We start from the raw sequence: 15,378 nt of genomic DNA, 5'->3' as shown, positions 1-15,378 counted from the left end.
TATTGTGGTCGATAAATAAATTCGGGTTCCGGCGCCATCGAATCCTCAACATTATTATTCGCTTGTCTGGCTTTTTTAATTTTGGCCGGAGTGCGGCTCTTTAACTGATATTTCTCAGAAGTTTTTGGTTCATCGAAACAATATTGGGATTCAAGTTATGAAATGGGAAGATTTTTACGAGACCATTCAATCATCCGATAATGCCGAAGTCCTGTTCGAGCAGATTAAGACCTATGCCGCAAAACTGGGCTTTGCTTATGTGTCTTATTCGATGTGTGTTCCGTCGCTGGATAGTGTCTCGCGCTGGATACGCTTTGAGACCACGCCTGATGCATGGCAGAAACAATATGCGGCCAAAAAATATGTCGAAATCGATCCTGTCGTACGGCGGGGAGTAAACAGCATCGAGCCGCTCGTATGGTCGCAGAGGCTTTTTGCCGAAACCCCACAGATCTGGGCAGATGCGCAGAATTTTGGGCTTCGTGTGGGCATCTCTCAGCCATGCTGGGCCGCCCAAGGTGTCTTCGGCATTCTCACATTTCTGCGTGACAAGCCTGCTTTATCAGAAGGTGAAATTTCAATGCTGCGTCGCCAGATGCAGATTGTAACCAATCTCTTGCACCTCGCCATGTATGAACATCTCAATGTTCCGAAAATTAACTGCGTATCAGAAGTGAACCTGACTGCGCGCGAGCGTGAAATCCTGCGCTGGACAAGCGAAGGTAAAACCGCCGAGATTATTGGAACCATCCTCAGCATTTCGACCCGCACGGTGAATTTTCATATAAGCAATGTTCTCACCAAACTTGTTGCAGTCAACAAGGTACAGGCTGTTGCCAAGGCGCGTACATTTGGCCTTCTCTAACAGTGTTTGATCCTTTGGCGGTTTGGCCCGAAGGACAATTTACCCCTCAAAAATTGGCTTAATACCACAAATTTAGTAGTATTTTCCGTAACTTGGCCGAAAATTGCACTTTTCAATCTGGCGCAAGTTTGTTTCTGTTATCGTGTCAAAACAGGCACGTTTTCGCTTAACCCCGTCACAATACGCGATAGCATACTTTTCCTTTTGCTCTGCCTTTCACGACAATGCGCGAAGAGTGGTTTTCCAACGCCCGCGCCGGATCAAACCTCCCGTCAATATTCTTTTCGAGCTGGTTTCCGGGAGAAACAGACGTGCATCACGCATCCCTGAGTAAGAACCTGACGCATCTTGAGCGTCTGGAAGCAGAAGCAATTCATATTTTCCGCGAGGTTGCCGCAACCTTTTCTAATCCGGTGATGCTCTATTCGGTGGGCAAAGATTCCTCCGTCATGCTGCATCTGGCGATGAAAGCATTCTATCCGGCTCCGCCTCCATTTCCGTTTCTGCACGTCGATACAACCTGGAAATTCCGCGAGATGATCGAGTTTCGCGATGCACAGGCCCGCGAAAAGGGTTTTGAGCTGCTGGTTCATATCAATGAAGACGGCGTGCGCGATGGCGTGGGTCCGTTCTCGCATGGCTCAAACGTCCATACCCATGTCATGAAGACAGTGGGTTTGCGGCAGGCGCTGGATAAATACAAGTTTGATGCCGCTTTCGGTGGTGCGCGTCGCGATGAGGAAAAATCCCGCGCTAAGGAGCGCATTTTTTCGTTCCGCAATGCGCAGCACGGCTGGGACCCGAAGAACCAGCGTCCCGAAATGTGGAAGGTTTACAATACCCGCGTTGCAGCAGGTGAATCGATCCGCGTGTTCCCGCTCTCGAATTGGACCGAGTTGGATATTTGGCAGTATATTTTGCAGGAAAATATCCCGATTGTGCCGCTCTATTTCGCAGCCCCCCGCCCGGTAGTTGAGCGCGACGGCATGTTGATCAAACTCGATGATGACCGCATGACGTTGCGTCTTGGTGAGAAGGTTGAGGAGCGGGTGGTGCGTTTTCGCACGCTTGGCTGCTATCCGTTGACGGGTGCCATTGAATCAAGCGCTACCAGTCTCTCCGATATTGTCGAAGAAATGCTGATCGCCCGCACCTCCGAGCGCCAGGGCCGCGCCATTGATCGCGATGAAGCAGGCTCCATGGAAAAGAAGAAGCGGGAGGGCTATTTCTGATGAACGCCATATTGAAGCCCTCTGTAACCAGTGCAGCCGTCAGCGACTTTCTGGCGGATCAGGAACGTAAGACTCTGCTCCGCTTTTTGACTTGCGGTTCGGTCGATGACGGAAAGTCCACGCTGATCGGGCGTTTGCTCTATGACACAAAGCTGATCTTTGAGGATCAGCTGGCGACGCTAAAGAACGACAGTCGCAAATTCGGCACCACGGATGACGATTTTGATTTTGCGCTGCTGGTTGATGGTCTGGAAGCTGAACGCGAGCAGGGCATCACCATCGATGTAGCTTATCGCTTCTTTTCAACCCCGCGCCGCAAGTTCATCGTGGCCGACACGCCGGGCCATGCGCAATATACGCGCAATATGGCAACAGGGGCGTCGACGGCTGATCTGGCAGTGGTGCTGATTGATGCGCGTCAGGGCGTGTTGACACAGACGCGCCGCCATAGCTTCATCGCTTCACTGTTGGGCATTCGGCATATTGTCGTGGCCGTTAATAAGATCGATCTGGTTGATTTCTCGCAAGATGTTTTTGATCTTATTGTTGCTGAGTATATGAGTTTCGCCAAAGACTTGGGCTTTGCCAGCATTCAGGCGATTCCGCTGTCTGCACGCTTTGGCGATAATGTCAGCAGCCTCTCCTCGCGCATCGGCTGGTATGAAGGCCCTTATCTGCTGGAACATCTGGAAACAGTGCGTCTTGATACGGATAGTATCGGCAAGCCATTTCGCTTTCCGGTGCAATATGTGAACCGACCCAATCTCGATTTTCGCGGCTTTTCCGGCACGGTTGCCTCAGGTTCGATTGCAGAAGGCGATACGGTTGTTGTCGCAAAATCGGGCAAGCAATCGAAGGTGAAACGCATCGCCACCTATGACGGTGATCTACCCCGCGCCAGCGAAGGGCAGGCGATAACGCTGGTTCTCGAGGACGAGATTGAAGTCTCTCGTGGCAATATTTTGGTGGGTACAGAGGCGCGGCCTGAAGTGGCGGATCGCTTTAGTGCCAATATCGTTTGGTTCGGTGAAGACGCCTTGCAGCCGGGGCGTTCCTATCTGCTACGCACCGAAACCGACCAGACGCCGGTGACGATCAGCGAGATCAAATACCGCACCGACGTAAATACATTTGCGCAGGAAGAGGCGACGCAGCTTGATCTGAATGAAGTTGGACTTTGCCATCTTCAGACGGCGGACCAGATCGTTTTCGATCCCTATGCGGACAACCGCGTGACCGGCGCTTTTGTGCTGATTGATCGTCTCACCAATGCGACGGTTGGCGCCGGTATGATTGATAGCGCACTGCGTCAGGCAACCAATGTGCACTTACAGGCTTTCGATCTCGACAAACAGGCGCGCGCTGCGCAGAAATTCCAGAAGCCGGCTGTGCTCTGGTTCACGGGTCTATCAGCATCGGGTAAATCCACCATCGCGAACAGGCTTGAACAGCGGCTTCATACACTCGGCAAACACACCTATTTGCTCGATGGCGATAATGTCCGCCATGGACTCAATAGCGATCTTGGCTTTTCGGATGACGATCGTGCCGAAAATATCCGCCGCGTTGGGGAAGTTGCAGGGCTTATGGCCGATGCCGGGCTGATCACGCTGGTCTCGTTCATTTCGCCGTTCCGTTCCGAACGCGACCGCGTGCGGTCGCGTCTGCCGGAGGGTGAGTTTATCGAAATCTTTGTTGATACGCCGATTGAGGAATGCATGGCGCGTGATCCAAAGGGGCTTTATGCGCAGGCGCTGCGTGGCGAGATCAAAGCGTTCACAGGTATTGATTCGCCCTATGAAGCGCCGCATTCGCCGGAGCTACATCTTCACACCGCAGGATGTGACATTGACGAACTCGTCGCGGAAGTGGAAAGATATCTCGCCGAGCGCGGTGTTATCGGCAGCTATGGCAGTGATTCCTGGTCGATTTGAGAAATGACAACAGCAGCCTTTCTGAAACCTGATTCCGACAGCGAAGCTTTGCTCGCTGCATTGGAGAATGCTGCTCTTGAGGCTGGTCGTGTCATCATCAAGCATTATACGCAAGGATGCGCAGTTCATTCCAAGAAAGATCAGTCGCCAGTAACCGAAGCTGATCACGCAGCTGAGGCCATTATTCTTGCGGCCCTTGCGTCGGTTGCGCCGGATATTCCGGTTGTGGCTGAAGAGGAAGCGGCTGCAGGTCGACTGCCAGCGCAATTGGGGAGATATTTTTTCCTGATTGATCCGCTTGATGGTACGCGCGAGTTTCTGCTGCGCAATGGCGACTTCACAGTGAATATCGCGCTAATTGAGGATGGAGCGCCAGTGCTGGGGCTGGTTTATGCTCCTGTGCGCAATCTTCTTTATGTCGGTTCGCGTGACGGTGCGCAAGAAGTGACGACATCTGCCGACCATCAAATCATAAGCAGGCGTGCGATTACCGCTCGCATTGCACCAGATGAAAAGACTGTGGTGTGCAGCCGCTCTCATTTGACACCAGAAACCGAGCAATTCCTGAAACTCAATCACAGTGGCAAATGTGTTTCGGTGGGATCGTCGCTGAAATTCTGCATGATCGCGCGCGGCGATGCCGATCTTTATCCGCGATTTGGCCCGACAATGGAGTGGGATACGGCGGCAGGTGACGCAGTTTTGCGTGCAGCCGGTGGCATGACAACGACTTTTGACGGAAAGCCGATGATTTATGGTGCGCGTTCTGATGGAAGCGTGAAAGGCTTCGCCAACCCGGATTTCGTGGCTTTTGGTGCGGGAAAAGCGCCAGTTTTCAACTAAATAAGCCAGCTAATTATGTCGTTGAAAAAAATAGCTGAAAAAAAGCTGTTGCATCCCCTTGCAGGTTCAAAAGAGCGGCGCTATAAGCCGCTCACAGCAAGACGATAGAGTCTCGCTCATATGGGTACGGAGTGTAGCGCAGTCTGGTAGCGCATCTGGTTTGGGACCAGAGGGTCGGGAGTTCGAATCTCTCCACTCCGACCATTTTTTCCCTGAAGTGAATGCTTAAATAGATTTGTCGAACACCGACATGCGCATGAATGCGCCGTCATATTCGGCAATCTGCATCAATCTTTGCCGGTCGAGAATTTCAACCTTATAAGATTTGAAGACCACGAGCCCCTCCTCGCGCAACTCCCTCATCATTCGGTTGAGATGGATAGGGGTAAGGCCCAGAGCGTCGGCAAGTTGATATTGGGTGAGTGGACAGTAAAAAGAATCTGGTTCGCCCATGCCGCAGGATTTCACACGGTCAGACAATTCCAGCAGAAAATGCGCGGTGCGGACAAAAGCGCTGCGGCAACCAACATTGGTTAAATGCTCGACGAGCATGGCGCGCTGTCGGGACAACATTTCGATAAAAAGTAAGCCCAGTCGGGGCATTTGTTTGATTGTTTGTTCAAGTGACGCCAGTGGTATTTCATAAACAGACATAGGCGTCAGCGTTTTGATCGTATTGTAGCTGTATCCGCCAGCAGTTCTTAATCCTACGAAGTCGCATCGCATTGGAAAGTCGATAATCTGGCGTTCGCCGCTGGAAAGGTCGCGATAGACGCAACCCCATCCAGTGCGCACCATATGAAGACTTCGGATAGATGCACCTTGCTCGATGATAACCGCATCGGCGGGATAACTGTTCTCGGAAATAGCGAGGGCCTGCATAGCCTCTTTTTCGCGCGAATCCAGCTTGGCAAGAATTGGAGGCGATTCCAATAAGTTGACCAAGCCGTCGATCAGTAAAGCGGTGGTGTGTTGGTTCCCACTATGCATCCGCTACCCATGCTCAACGAAAGTTATAGAATTTATAACTTTCTGTTCCCGAAGTCGTTCTTATGGCGAGCACATTTTTTTATAAACCGCTAACATAAGTTAATGACACGTTTATTTGCTGGTATCAATATTTAGACCAGTCTTCAGCGGGGTTGGCAATGAAAATCCCAATAAAGTGCCGAAGTTTTTGTCGTAACTAGTGTTTTGTATCGAGTAAAAACATGAGTAGTAGAGGAAACTAAGCAATGCTTCAAATAAGAGAGCCTTACTTATGGGCAGCACCCGATGGTAGTCGTGAGGGTGCTTTTGCTGCCTTCGGGGAAAGAAAAAAGAGTGAAGAAATTGCAACCGGCTTGCCTGTTCAGAATGAGCCTCATCTTATGCTCGTCTGTAAAAGCAATCTGGAACGGGAATGTCTCTTTAATGGTCTGATGATGAATGGGCTGAAGCTTCCCGTTATAAGCTACGCGGCAACTTATAAAAACATGCCGCTGAACGGAGCCATTGTCGTTCTCATGCATGTGGGTTCCAGACGGCTGGCAGATCCGTTTTTCTCTGATGAAGTGGAAGCTGCGGTGAAGGCGTGGCATCCGATACCGCTCGTGTTGCTGGCAGAACGTGAAGAATGGTCACAGGTTATGCGGGCCATGGAAATTGGTGTGCGTGGCTACATTCCGACATCCGTGGACATTCGGATTTGTGTGGAAGCCATCCATCTGGCGCTTGCAGGTGGTATGTATGTGCCTGCTTCCATGCTTATGAAGCCACCGTCGGAGGAAATGACCGACGATGTACTTGGTGAATTACTGACAATGCGTGAGATTGAAGTTGTTCACGCCATTCGCGTCGGAAAATCCAATAAGATCATCGCATTTGAACTTGGCATGAGCGAAGGTACCGTCAAGGCGCATGTTCATAATATCATGCGCAAGATTGGCGCCGCCAATCGTACTGAGGTCGCTTGTAAGCTGCATAAAATGTACGGCAACAAGTTTGGTGAAGAATGAAGTTTTGTGAATGCTAACATTATCAATACCAAAAGCTATGAAGCGTCGCCTGAATTGATCAGCCGACGCTTCATAGCTTTTGGAGTGCAGGTAGAGCCTCATCGGATTTTCTAAGATGAGGGGGTAGGGGCAGATTTTCACCTGCCCCTACAGAATGAGAGTGGGTATCCTTTGAGGGGGCTCTCATTCTTTTCTGAGCGGATGAACGCCTGATGCGCTTCCGCTTCTGTTTTTTGCTCTGGAAAAATTGTCTGTCGAGCCTTTGGTTCGATGGTTTTCTCTCAACAGATAACCGCTCCAGTTCCAGCCTGTTTGATTTTGGTTAACGACGAAGGCTGATGCTGCCGGACGATCCTCCGGATGTGGTGCCAAAGGCTGTGCCTGCGGAACTCCCGCCAAGAAAGCCTGTGCCCGATTGTGCCATGGCAGCGGACTGACCGCCTGATCCGGAGGTGAAATAGCCAGAGCCTATTCCTGCGCTGCCGCCATAATGTCCGACCTTACCGCCAATGCCGACAACTGTGCCTTTGCCCTCTGCCCAGCCGGTGGTGGCTGCCTGACCTGCTGCGGTAGAGCCTGCGCCGAACGCAAAGCCGCCTGTAACGGCAGAACCAGCACCACTTGCGCCGCCAAAGCTACCATTCCAGTTTACCGTTTGTGCGGCTGCTGGCAGAGCGCTGGCTGCAAGAAGTGTGAGAGAAGCAATGAGAATTTTCTTCATGATGAGATGTCCTCCACGTGTTGAATGAGTTCCCGATCCCGTTTCGGTCGGCATATCCTGACGATACACCCCGTTGCCCATCCGCTTGCTGCCAGGCTTTATGCTCAAGGGGCTATACCGCAGAGTTGCCGGCCCAAAGCTTCTTTGAAAGCCTCTTTGGGCCGGGCATATGTGCTGATTTTCACATCAGAGGGCGCGAGCAGTGCCAGGCTTGTCCGTTGTTCGCCGTGTTACGCAGAACACATCCCTTGGCGCGTAGCTGATCCGAACTCAGCCCGAGCGCTTTGGCAGAGTAAGTTCGCTTTCCTGTCATAGGCTGTGAAGGCGCAGTTTTAGTGCGGGCACTGGCTGGAATGGCAGCTGGTTCCTCATTGGAGACAGATGCAAAAAGCGGTGCTTGTCGTGTTCGGCGCGGCGCTGCTTGTGCCGTCGCTATGCCTTGTGAAGGGCAGACCACCCCAGTTGCATTGAGGGAGGCCCTGACTTCCTTGTTCAGACAAATCAGATCGAGTGCAGCTCTGTTTTGGCCCATGCCCAAAAGTGCTGCTGCATAAGCCCTGCGGTTACATTCACGCATTTCATAAGTGCTGCCAAAGCCAAAACCCCAGCCAGTCGCGCCGACACCCACGCTCGTTGATCCTGCACAGGAGTGTACGCCTGCGGCCACGAGGCCCGGTGCAAAAGCCGGTACCGTTGTTTTGATTTTGCTCGGTGAATTTCCGCCGCCGCCAACAGCAATAGCTGTCGCTCCGGCTTGCGATGACGAGTTTGTATTGTTGTCTACATTCACACTTTGAGCAAACGCACTGCCACTGAAAAGAACAAGTGCGCCGGAAATGAAAAAGATACCCAGTTTAGACATAGCTAACCCCTTCAGATAAGAAGATATGTTTCACATTTACTGATAGGATAAAGGCGCCATTACCAATTTTATCTGTGGTCCTTTTCTCAAAGAAATAAGGATTATCTGAATAATATTTAAATTAACGATCCGGGAAATATGTTTGTTTGGCTTATTTATATTCGGAAGGTGTAGGTTCGCTCAAAGATCGTGAGGCTTTTTGCTATCTTTTGAACGGTATTTTTCTGAAAGGAAAAACTTTCGGATTCGAAATAAACGGAGGTTTATTTGGCGATACCTCCAATGAGGGGCAGAGATGGTGAGTTTCTGCCTGTTTTGTCATCAGGTGGTTGCTTTCTTTTGCAAAACAGCGAAATTACGAATTAATTGTTAGAATAATTCCATACCGGGAACATCATGCAGCTTACCCCTCGTCACAATGCAATTTTGGATATCGCGCGCCGACAGGGGCAGGTTCTGGTGGATGATCTGGCGGTTGCTTTCGATGTAACGCCGCAGACGGTGCGCAAGGATCTCAATGATCTGTGCAAGGCGCGTCTTCTGCGTCGTATCCATGGGGGTGCGCTCTATCCGTCGGGCGTCGAGAATATGGAATATGAAGCGCGTCGTCGGATCGCGGCCCATGAGAAGGAGCTGATCGGGCGTGCGGCAGCCGAAATGATCCCCGATGGCGCATCGCTTTTCATCAATATAGGCACGACCACCGAGGCCGTCAGCCATGCGCTTATCGACCATAACAACCTGATGGTCATCACCAACAACATCAATGTTGCCAATACGCTGCGCGTTTATCCTGAAATCGAAGTGGTGATTGCGGGCGGCGTGGTGCGCGCTTCTGATGGCGGCATCGTCGGTGAGGCAGCGGTGGATTTTATTCGCCAGTTTAAGGTTGATTACGCGATCATTGGCGCATCAGCCATGGATGAAGACGGTGCACTGCTGGATTTTGATTTCCGCGAAGTGAAGGTTGCGCAGGCAATTATCGCCAATGCGCGTCACGTCATTCTGGTGAGCGACTCAACCAAGCTGGAACGCACGGCACCGGTGCGCCTTGGTCATATATCCCAAGTGCATACGTTTATCACTGACCGCTGTCCGTCGCAGCAATTGCGCGATTTATGCCGCGAGAATGAGGTTGAGTTGATTGAAACGGCTCCGCTTAGCTCTGCCGAAGAGAAAGAATCGTAGTTTCGTTTCATTTTCGTTTTGCTTTCGTATTAAATAAATTATATTCGTTTTGGTGGTTGGAGATGGTCTTCAGGGTTCACCATGGCGCAGCATGAAATATTCGACATTTTCGTAATCGGTGGCGGCATTAATGGCTGCGGCATTGCACGTGACGCAGTCGGGCGCGGCTTTTCCGTCGGTCTTGCTGAGATGAACGATCTGGCGAGCGGCACTTCATCGCGCGCCACCAAGCTCATTCATGGCGGTTTGCGCTATCTCGAGCATTACGAATTTCGTCTGGTGCGCGAAGCATTGATGGAGCGCGAAGTGCTCTGGGCAAATGCGCCGCATTTGATACATCCGATGCGTTTTGTGCTGCCTTTTCATAAGGGCGGCGTGCGCTCGGCTTGGCTCTTACGCCTTGGCCTGTTTCTTTATGATCATCTGGGTGGCCGCAAAATGCTGCCCGCCACGCGCACACTCGATATGCGTACCGATCCGGTCGCCGCACCGCTTAAGCCGCTTTTCACTAAGGCTTTTGAATATTCGGATTGCTGGGTGGATGATGCGCGGTTTACAGCGCTCACCGCGCGTGATGCTGCTGATCGCGGTGCGATGATCCGCACGCGCACCAAGGTTGTCTCGGCCCGTCGCGACCATAAGGTGTGGACGGTAACGCTGGAAAACGTTGATACAGGTCTGCGCGAAGAATTTCGCGCGCGTCTTCTGGTCAATGCTGCGGGCCCATGGGCGGACAAGGTGCTGGAAGGTGTCGAAGGCGACCGCCAGTTGCACAATGTGCGGTTGGTGCAGGGCAGTCACATCGTTGTGCGCAAGAAGTTTTCCGATCCGCGCTCCTATTTCTTCCAGAACAATGATGGGCGCATCATCTTCGCAATCCCCTATGAGGATGATTTCACGCTGATTGGCACGACTGATCAGGATTATAAGGGTGATCCGGCGAAAGTTGCGATCAGCGACAAGGAAACCGATTATCTCTGCGCTGCGGCAAGCGAATATTTCCGCGAGCCGGTGCGGATTGAAGATATTGTCTGGACCTATTCCGGCGTGCGTCCGCTTTATGATGATGGTGCCAGCAAGGCGCAGGAAGCAACCCGCGATTATGTGCTCAAAGAAGATGCGCCGCAGGGCGTAGCCCCGCTGATCAATGTATTCGGCGGCAAGCTGACCACAGCACGCAGACTGGCCGAACATATGCTCGAAAAGATCGAGCATCACTTGGGCAAGAAAGGTGCGCCATGGACCCATGCCGCATCTCTGCCGGGCGGTGATTTCGAAGCAACGGCTTTTGATCGCGAATTGGAAAAGCTGAAAGCCGATTATCCGTTTCTGTCAGCGATCCACGCCCGCCGATTATTCAAGCTTTACGGGACACGCGCACGGGTTTTGCTTGGCAACGCCACATCACTTGCCGAGCTTGGCCGGCATTTGGGTGCCGACCTTTACGAGGTGGAAGTGCGTTATCTAATCGAGCATGAATGGGCGCATACGGCAGAAGATATTCTCTGGCGCCGGACCAAACTTGGCCTGCGGATGAATGCGATGGAAGTCGCAGCGCTTGAGACTTTCGTCGAACCTGCCAAAGTCGTGTAACGGTTCGCTTGCAACCCGCCCGATAAAAAGTCATTATCCACTCATTAGGCGGTTTCCAGCCTTTCTGGGAGGAAAACATGGGTGCACCGCAAGACAGGATTCATGCTGAGCGTATTCAGTCCGCGATCGATACGGGCGGTGCAGCACGTTCTGCACTTGTCGCCTCGTGGCGACGCTCTTCTCGCCTTTATGGCCTAGACCCTGCGGAGGTAGGCTCCGTTCAGACGCTTTCTGATCATGAATTGCGCACGGCGCGTCAACGTATGGAACGCGTTATCAGTATTGCGCAAGCCAGTATGGACCGGCTTTATATGGCGGTTGGCGGCGTTGGTTGCTGCGTGCTTCTGGCGGACAGCGAAGGCGTTCCGGTTGAACGTCGCGGCGCTGCGGGTGATGACGATACGTTTTACGATTGGGGTCTATGGACGGGTGCCGTCTGGAGTGAAGCCGTTGAAGGCACCAACGGTATCGGCACTTGTATTGCTGAACAGCGCGCGCTGACGATCCATCGCGACCAGCACTTTCACACCCGCAATATCGGACTTTCCTGCACAGTTGCTCCGATCCATGACCATCAGGGACGCATTATGGCGGCGCTTGATGTTTCGTCCTGCCGCAGCGATTTGACAGAAGCCTTCGTGCAATTGATTTCTGTTGCGGTGATTGATGCGGCGCGTCGCATTGAGGCTGAGAATTTCCGCCAGGCTTTCCCGGATGCGCGTATCGTGCTTGCCCCAAGTGCCGACAGAACAGGCGGCGCATTGATCGCGGTCGATAAGGATGATCTCGTCATTGGTGCCACACGTGCAGCCCGGCTTTCGCTTGATCTGACGGATGAAGCGCTTTCAACCGCACTGCCTGCTGCTGACCTGCTTGGCTGGAATGCCGATCCGCGTGAAGATATGGCGGAGTCTGAACGCAGCGTTATTTTGCGCGCCATTGCACGTGCGGAAGGCAATGTCTCATCTGCGGCGAAGCTTCTTGGCATCAGTCGTGCAACGCTGCATCGCAAGCTTAATCGCCTCAAAATCATAAGACCCAATTAGTTTTTGAATTGTGTCGCATTATTGAGACACATTGATACTGCATATTATCCAGCGCTGGATGACTCCTCCCAAGAGCCGCGCCACATTGTTTCTGAAACGCCGTAGGAGCGGCGTTGAATTTTGGGAGGACTATAATGAACAAGGTTGAATTTCATCGCTCCGTAAAGCCGGAGTTTGCCAAACGTTATGGCAATTTCATCGGCGGCAAATGGGTAGAACCCAAGTCTGGCCGCTATTTTGAAAACACATCGCCGGTCAATGGTCAGGTGCTTTGCGAAGTCGCTCGTTCTGAAGCGGCTGATATCGAGGCAGCTCTTGATGCTGCTCATGCAGCCAAAGAAGCCTGGGGCAAAACAAGCCCGGCTGAACGCGCTGTAATCCTCAATAAGATTGCAGATCGTATTGAAGCCAATCTGCCAAAGCTTGCAGCTGCTGAAACATGGGACAACGGCAAGCCGATCCGCGAAACCACCCATGCCGATTTGCCGCTGGCAATCGATCACTTCCGCTATTTCGCCGGTGCAATTCGTGCGCAGGAAGGCGGCATTTCCGAAATCGATCACGATACGGTTGCTTATCACTTCCATGAACCGCTCGGCGTTGTCGGCCAGATTATTCCGTGGAACTTCCCGCTGCTGATGGCTGTGTGGAAGCTCGCACCAGCACTTGCTGCGGGTAACTGCGTAGTATTGAAGCCTGCCGAACAGACGCCAGCTTCGATCCTCGTTCTGATGGAAATCATTGGTGATCTGCTGCCAGCAGGCGTGCTCAACGTGGTCAATGGTTTTGGTCTTGAAGCTGGCAAGCCGCTGGCATCAAGCCCGCGCATTGCCAAGATCGCGTTCACAGGTGAAACGACAACGGGTCGTCTCATCATGCAATATGCCAGCCAGAACCTTATTCCGGTGACGCTGGAACTGGGCGGCAAGTCGCCAAACATCTTCTTCTCGGACGTGACCGCTGAAGATGATGATTATTTCGACAAGGCCATCGAAGGCTTTGTCATGTTCGCGCTTAATCAGGGCGAAGTCTGTACCTGCCCAAGCCGTGCGCTGATCCATGAAAAGATCTACGATAAGTTCATGGAACGGGCATTGAAGCGCGTTGAAGCCATTGTTCAGGGTGATCCGCTTGATCCGGCAACCATGATTGGTGCACAGGCCTCTAGTGAACAGCTCGAAAAAATCCTGAGCTATATCGACATCGGCAAGCAGGAAGGCGCGGAAGTGCTGACCGGCGGCGGGCGTAATGAACTGGCTGGTGATCTGGCAGGCGGCTATTATGTTAAGCCGACCGTGTTCAAGGGCACCAACAAGATGCGGATTTTCCAGGAGGAAATCTTCGGTCCTGTTGTTTCGGTCACGACGTTTAAGGACGATGCTGAAGCACTCGCGATTGCCAATGACACGCTTTATGGCCTTGGTGCCGGTGTCTGGACGCGTGACGGCACACGCGCCTATCGCTTTGGTCGCGCCATTCAGGCAGGCCGCGTCTGGACCAACTGCTACCACGCCTATCCGGCCCATGCGGCATTCGGCGGTTACAAGCAGTCAGGTATCGGTCGCGAAAACCACCTCAAGATGCTCGACCATTATCAGCAGACCAAGAACATGCTGGTGAGCTACAGCCCCAAGAAGCTCGGCTTCTTCTAAACAATGAAAGCATCCCGCGGCAGAGATGCTGCGAGATGCTGCCTTCGTAACTTCACTGGTTCAGTGCGGCTTCACAGAACACATTATGAAGTCGCTCCCCCACTGTTTCCTCCCAGGAAAGGGTCGGGTCGGCAGGACTTTGTGCCTGCCAATCCGGCCCATTACAGCACGTCCGAAAATCGCAAAGCAGTTTTCAGGACAAAGTGCGTGATAAAACAGAAGGATGTTTTCGTAATGGCTAAGACAATGAAAGCTGCCGTGGTTCGCGAATTCGGCAAACCACTGACTATTGACGAAGTGCCAATTCCGGTGCCGGGCGATGGCCAGATTCAGGTAGCAATTCAGGCATCAGGCGTGTGCCACACCGATCTTCATGCTGCCGAAGGCGATTGGCCGGTAAAGCCAAATCCGCCGTTTATTCCGGGTCATGAAGGCGTTGGTTTTGTCTCGGCGGTTGGTCGTGGAGTCAAGCATGTGAAGGAAGGTGACCGCGTCGGCATTCCTTGGCTTTACACCGCTTGCGGTCATTGCGTGCATTGCCTGGGCGGCTGGGAAACGCTTTGCGAAGAGCAGCAAAATACAGGCTATTCGGTGAATGGTGGCTTTGCCGATTATGTTGTCGCTGATCCAAATTTCGTTGGTCATCTGCCAAAGAACATCGCATTCAACGAAATCGCCCCGATCCTTTGTGCCGGTGTTACGGTCTATAAGGGCCTCAAGGTCACGGATACCAAGCCCGGCGATTGGGTGGTGATTTCTGGTATTGGTGGTCTTGGCCATATGGCGGTGCAATATGCGAAGGCCATGGGTCTGAATGTTGCTGCTGTCGATATTGACGATAAGAAGCTCGATCTTGCCCGCAAGCTTGGCGCGACGGTTACGGTCAACGCAAAGACGCATAATGATCCGGCAGCCTATATCAAGAAAGAGACCGATGGCGGCGCGCAGGGCGTTTTGGTGACGGCTGTTTCGCCGAAGGCTTTTGAACAGGCCATTGGCATGGCAGCACGCGGTGGTACGATTGCGCTTAACGGTTTGCCAGCAGGTGAATTTCCACTTTCGATTTTCAACATGGTGCTCAATGGCGTTACCGTGCGCGGCTCTATTGTGGGCACGCGTCTTGATTTGCAGGAGTCGATTGACTTTGCCGCAGACGGCAAGGTCAAGGCGACGATCCGCACTGACAAGATCGATAATATCAATGCGATCTTTGATGAAATGCGCGCAGGCCAGATTGAAGGCCGCGTCGTGATGGACCTGACGCAGTAATGCTGCGATAATAAAGCATGTCTCCCAAAAGTGGGAACCGGTTTTGGGGCAAAAGACATGCGCAGATACAAAGAAGTGAAGCCGCCGTAGTGATGCGGCGGCTTTATTAGAGCATAATCCGACCTTCGTTCAACGAGGGTCGATAAGATTATGCTTCAAGTAAAAGACTGTAGAGC

General features: G+C 52.4%; 13 protein-coding genes and 1 tRNA gene. 11 read left to right on the top strand and 3 right to left on the bottom strand.

What is annotated here, in order from left to right; genetic code table 11:
• The first annotated feature begins 157 nt into the window (after positions 1 to 157).
• From J2782_RS11110 to J2782_RS11090, 5 genes are all read left to right on the top strand, one after another.
• Positions 158 to 865 (top strand): LuxR family transcriptional regulator, encoded by a 708-nt coding sequence (locus J2782_RS11110; protein ID WP_310012431.1) that lies wholly within the window; start codon positions 158 to 160, stop codon positions 863 to 865.
• A gap of 311 nt (positions 866 to 1,176) precedes the next feature.
• Positions 1,177 to 2,097: a sulfate adenylyltransferase subunit CysD gene (gene cysD / locus J2782_RS11105; protein WP_310012430.1), complete on the top strand. Its 921-nt coding sequence runs from the start codon at positions 1,177 to 1,179 to the stop codon at positions 2,095 to 2,097.
• Entirely contained in the window at positions 2,097 to 4,031 is a 1,935-nt protein-coding gene (gene cysN / locus J2782_RS11100) for a sulfate adenylyltransferase subunit CysN (RefSeq protein WP_310012428.1), read from the top strand. Before cysD ends, cysN begins: the two co-directional genes overlap by 1 nt.
• A gap of 3 nt (positions 4,032 to 4,034) precedes the next feature.
• Complete coding sequence (gene cysQ / locus J2782_RS11095) at positions 4,035 to 4,874, top strand: 3'(2'),5'-bisphosphate nucleotidase CysQ (RefSeq protein WP_310012426.1); 840 nt, start codon at positions 4,035 to 4,037, stop codon at positions 4,872 to 4,874.
• Between the two features lie 127 nt (positions 4,875 to 5,001).
• Positions 5,002 to 5,078 (top strand) — tRNA-Pro (locus tag J2782_RS11090).
• A 21-nt stretch (positions 5,079 to 5,099) separates the two neighbouring features.
• Here the strand turns inward: J2782_RS11090 and J2782_RS11085 are convergent.
• A complete protein-coding gene (locus tag J2782_RS11085) occupies positions 5,100 to 5,864 on the bottom strand; it encodes a Crp/Fnr family transcriptional regulator (protein WP_310012424.1) in 765 nt (254 codons plus the stop codon).
• A gap of 245 nt (positions 5,865 to 6,109) precedes the next feature.
• Between J2782_RS11085 and J2782_RS11080 the strand changes: the two genes are divergently transcribed.
• Positions 6,110 to 6,871, top strand: coding sequence for a helix-turn-helix transcriptional regulator (locus J2782_RS11080; protein WP_310012422.1), 762 nt, complete (start codon positions 6,110 to 6,112; stop codon positions 6,869 to 6,871).
• A gap of 322 nt (positions 6,872 to 7,193) precedes the next feature.
• Here J2782_RS11080 and J2782_RS11075 read toward each other — a convergent pair whose 3' ends face one another.
• Together J2782_RS11075 and J2782_RS11070 are read right to left on the bottom strand one after the other, a co-directional pair.
• Entirely contained in the window at positions 7,194 to 7,592 is a 399-nt protein-coding gene (locus tag J2782_RS11075) for a hypothetical protein (RefSeq protein WP_310012420.1), read from the bottom strand.
• Between the two features lie 181 nt (positions 7,593 to 7,773).
• The gene (locus tag J2782_RS11070) at positions 7,774 to 8,454 is read right to left on the bottom strand and encodes a hypothetical protein (protein WP_310012419.1); all 681 of its coding nucleotides are present in this window, start codon (positions 8,452 to 8,454) and stop codon (positions 7,774 to 7,776) included.
• Between the two features lie 396 nt (positions 8,455 to 8,850).
• On the opposite strand from J2782_RS11070, the gene J2782_RS11065 reads away from it, so the two are divergent.
• From J2782_RS11065 to adhP, 5 genes are all read left to right on the top strand, one after another.
• Positions 8,851 to 9,642 carry a DeoR/GlpR family DNA-binding transcription regulator gene (locus J2782_RS11065; protein WP_250039079.1) on the top strand — a complete coding sequence of 264 codons (792 nt, stop codon included), beginning with the start codon at positions 8,851 to 8,853 and terminating at the stop codon, positions 9,640 to 9,642.
• A gap of 81 nt (positions 9,643 to 9,723) precedes the next feature.
• On the top strand, positions 9,724 to 11,235 hold the full coding sequence (glpD, locus tag J2782_RS11060) for a glycerol-3-phosphate dehydrogenase (RefSeq protein ID WP_310012415.1): 1,512 nt from the start codon (positions 9,724 to 9,726) through the stop codon (positions 11,233 to 11,235).
• 77 nt (positions 11,236 to 11,312) lie between these two features.
• The gene (locus tag J2782_RS11055) at positions 11,313 to 12,281 is read left to right on the top strand and encodes a GAF domain-containing protein (RefSeq protein ID WP_310012410.1); all 969 of its coding nucleotides are present in this window, start codon (positions 11,313 to 11,315) and stop codon (positions 12,279 to 12,281) included.
• A gap of 134 nt (positions 12,282 to 12,415) precedes the next feature.
• A complete protein-coding gene (adh, locus tag J2782_RS11050) occupies positions 12,416 to 13,933 on the top strand; it encodes an aldehyde dehydrogenase (protein ID WP_310012407.1) in 1,518 nt (505 codons plus the stop codon).
• A 234-nt stretch (positions 13,934 to 14,167) separates the two neighbouring features.
• Positions 14,168 to 15,202, top strand: a complete 1,035-nt coding sequence (gene adhP / locus J2782_RS11045; RefSeq protein ID WP_250039075.1) for an alcohol dehydrogenase AdhP — start codon at positions 14,168 to 14,170, stop codon at positions 15,200 to 15,202.
• Positions 15,203 to 15,378: the final 176 nt, after the last annotated feature.

This window comes from Brucella pseudogrignonensis, assembly GCF_031454375.1.
In the GTDB taxonomy this organism is placed as follows: domain Bacteria; phylum Pseudomonadota; class Alphaproteobacteria; order Rhizobiales; family Rhizobiaceae; genus Brucella; species Brucella pseudogrignonensis_A.
The sequence above is the reverse complement of the archived record's forward strand: the minus strand, read 5'-3'. Positions and strand labels throughout refer to the sequence as shown.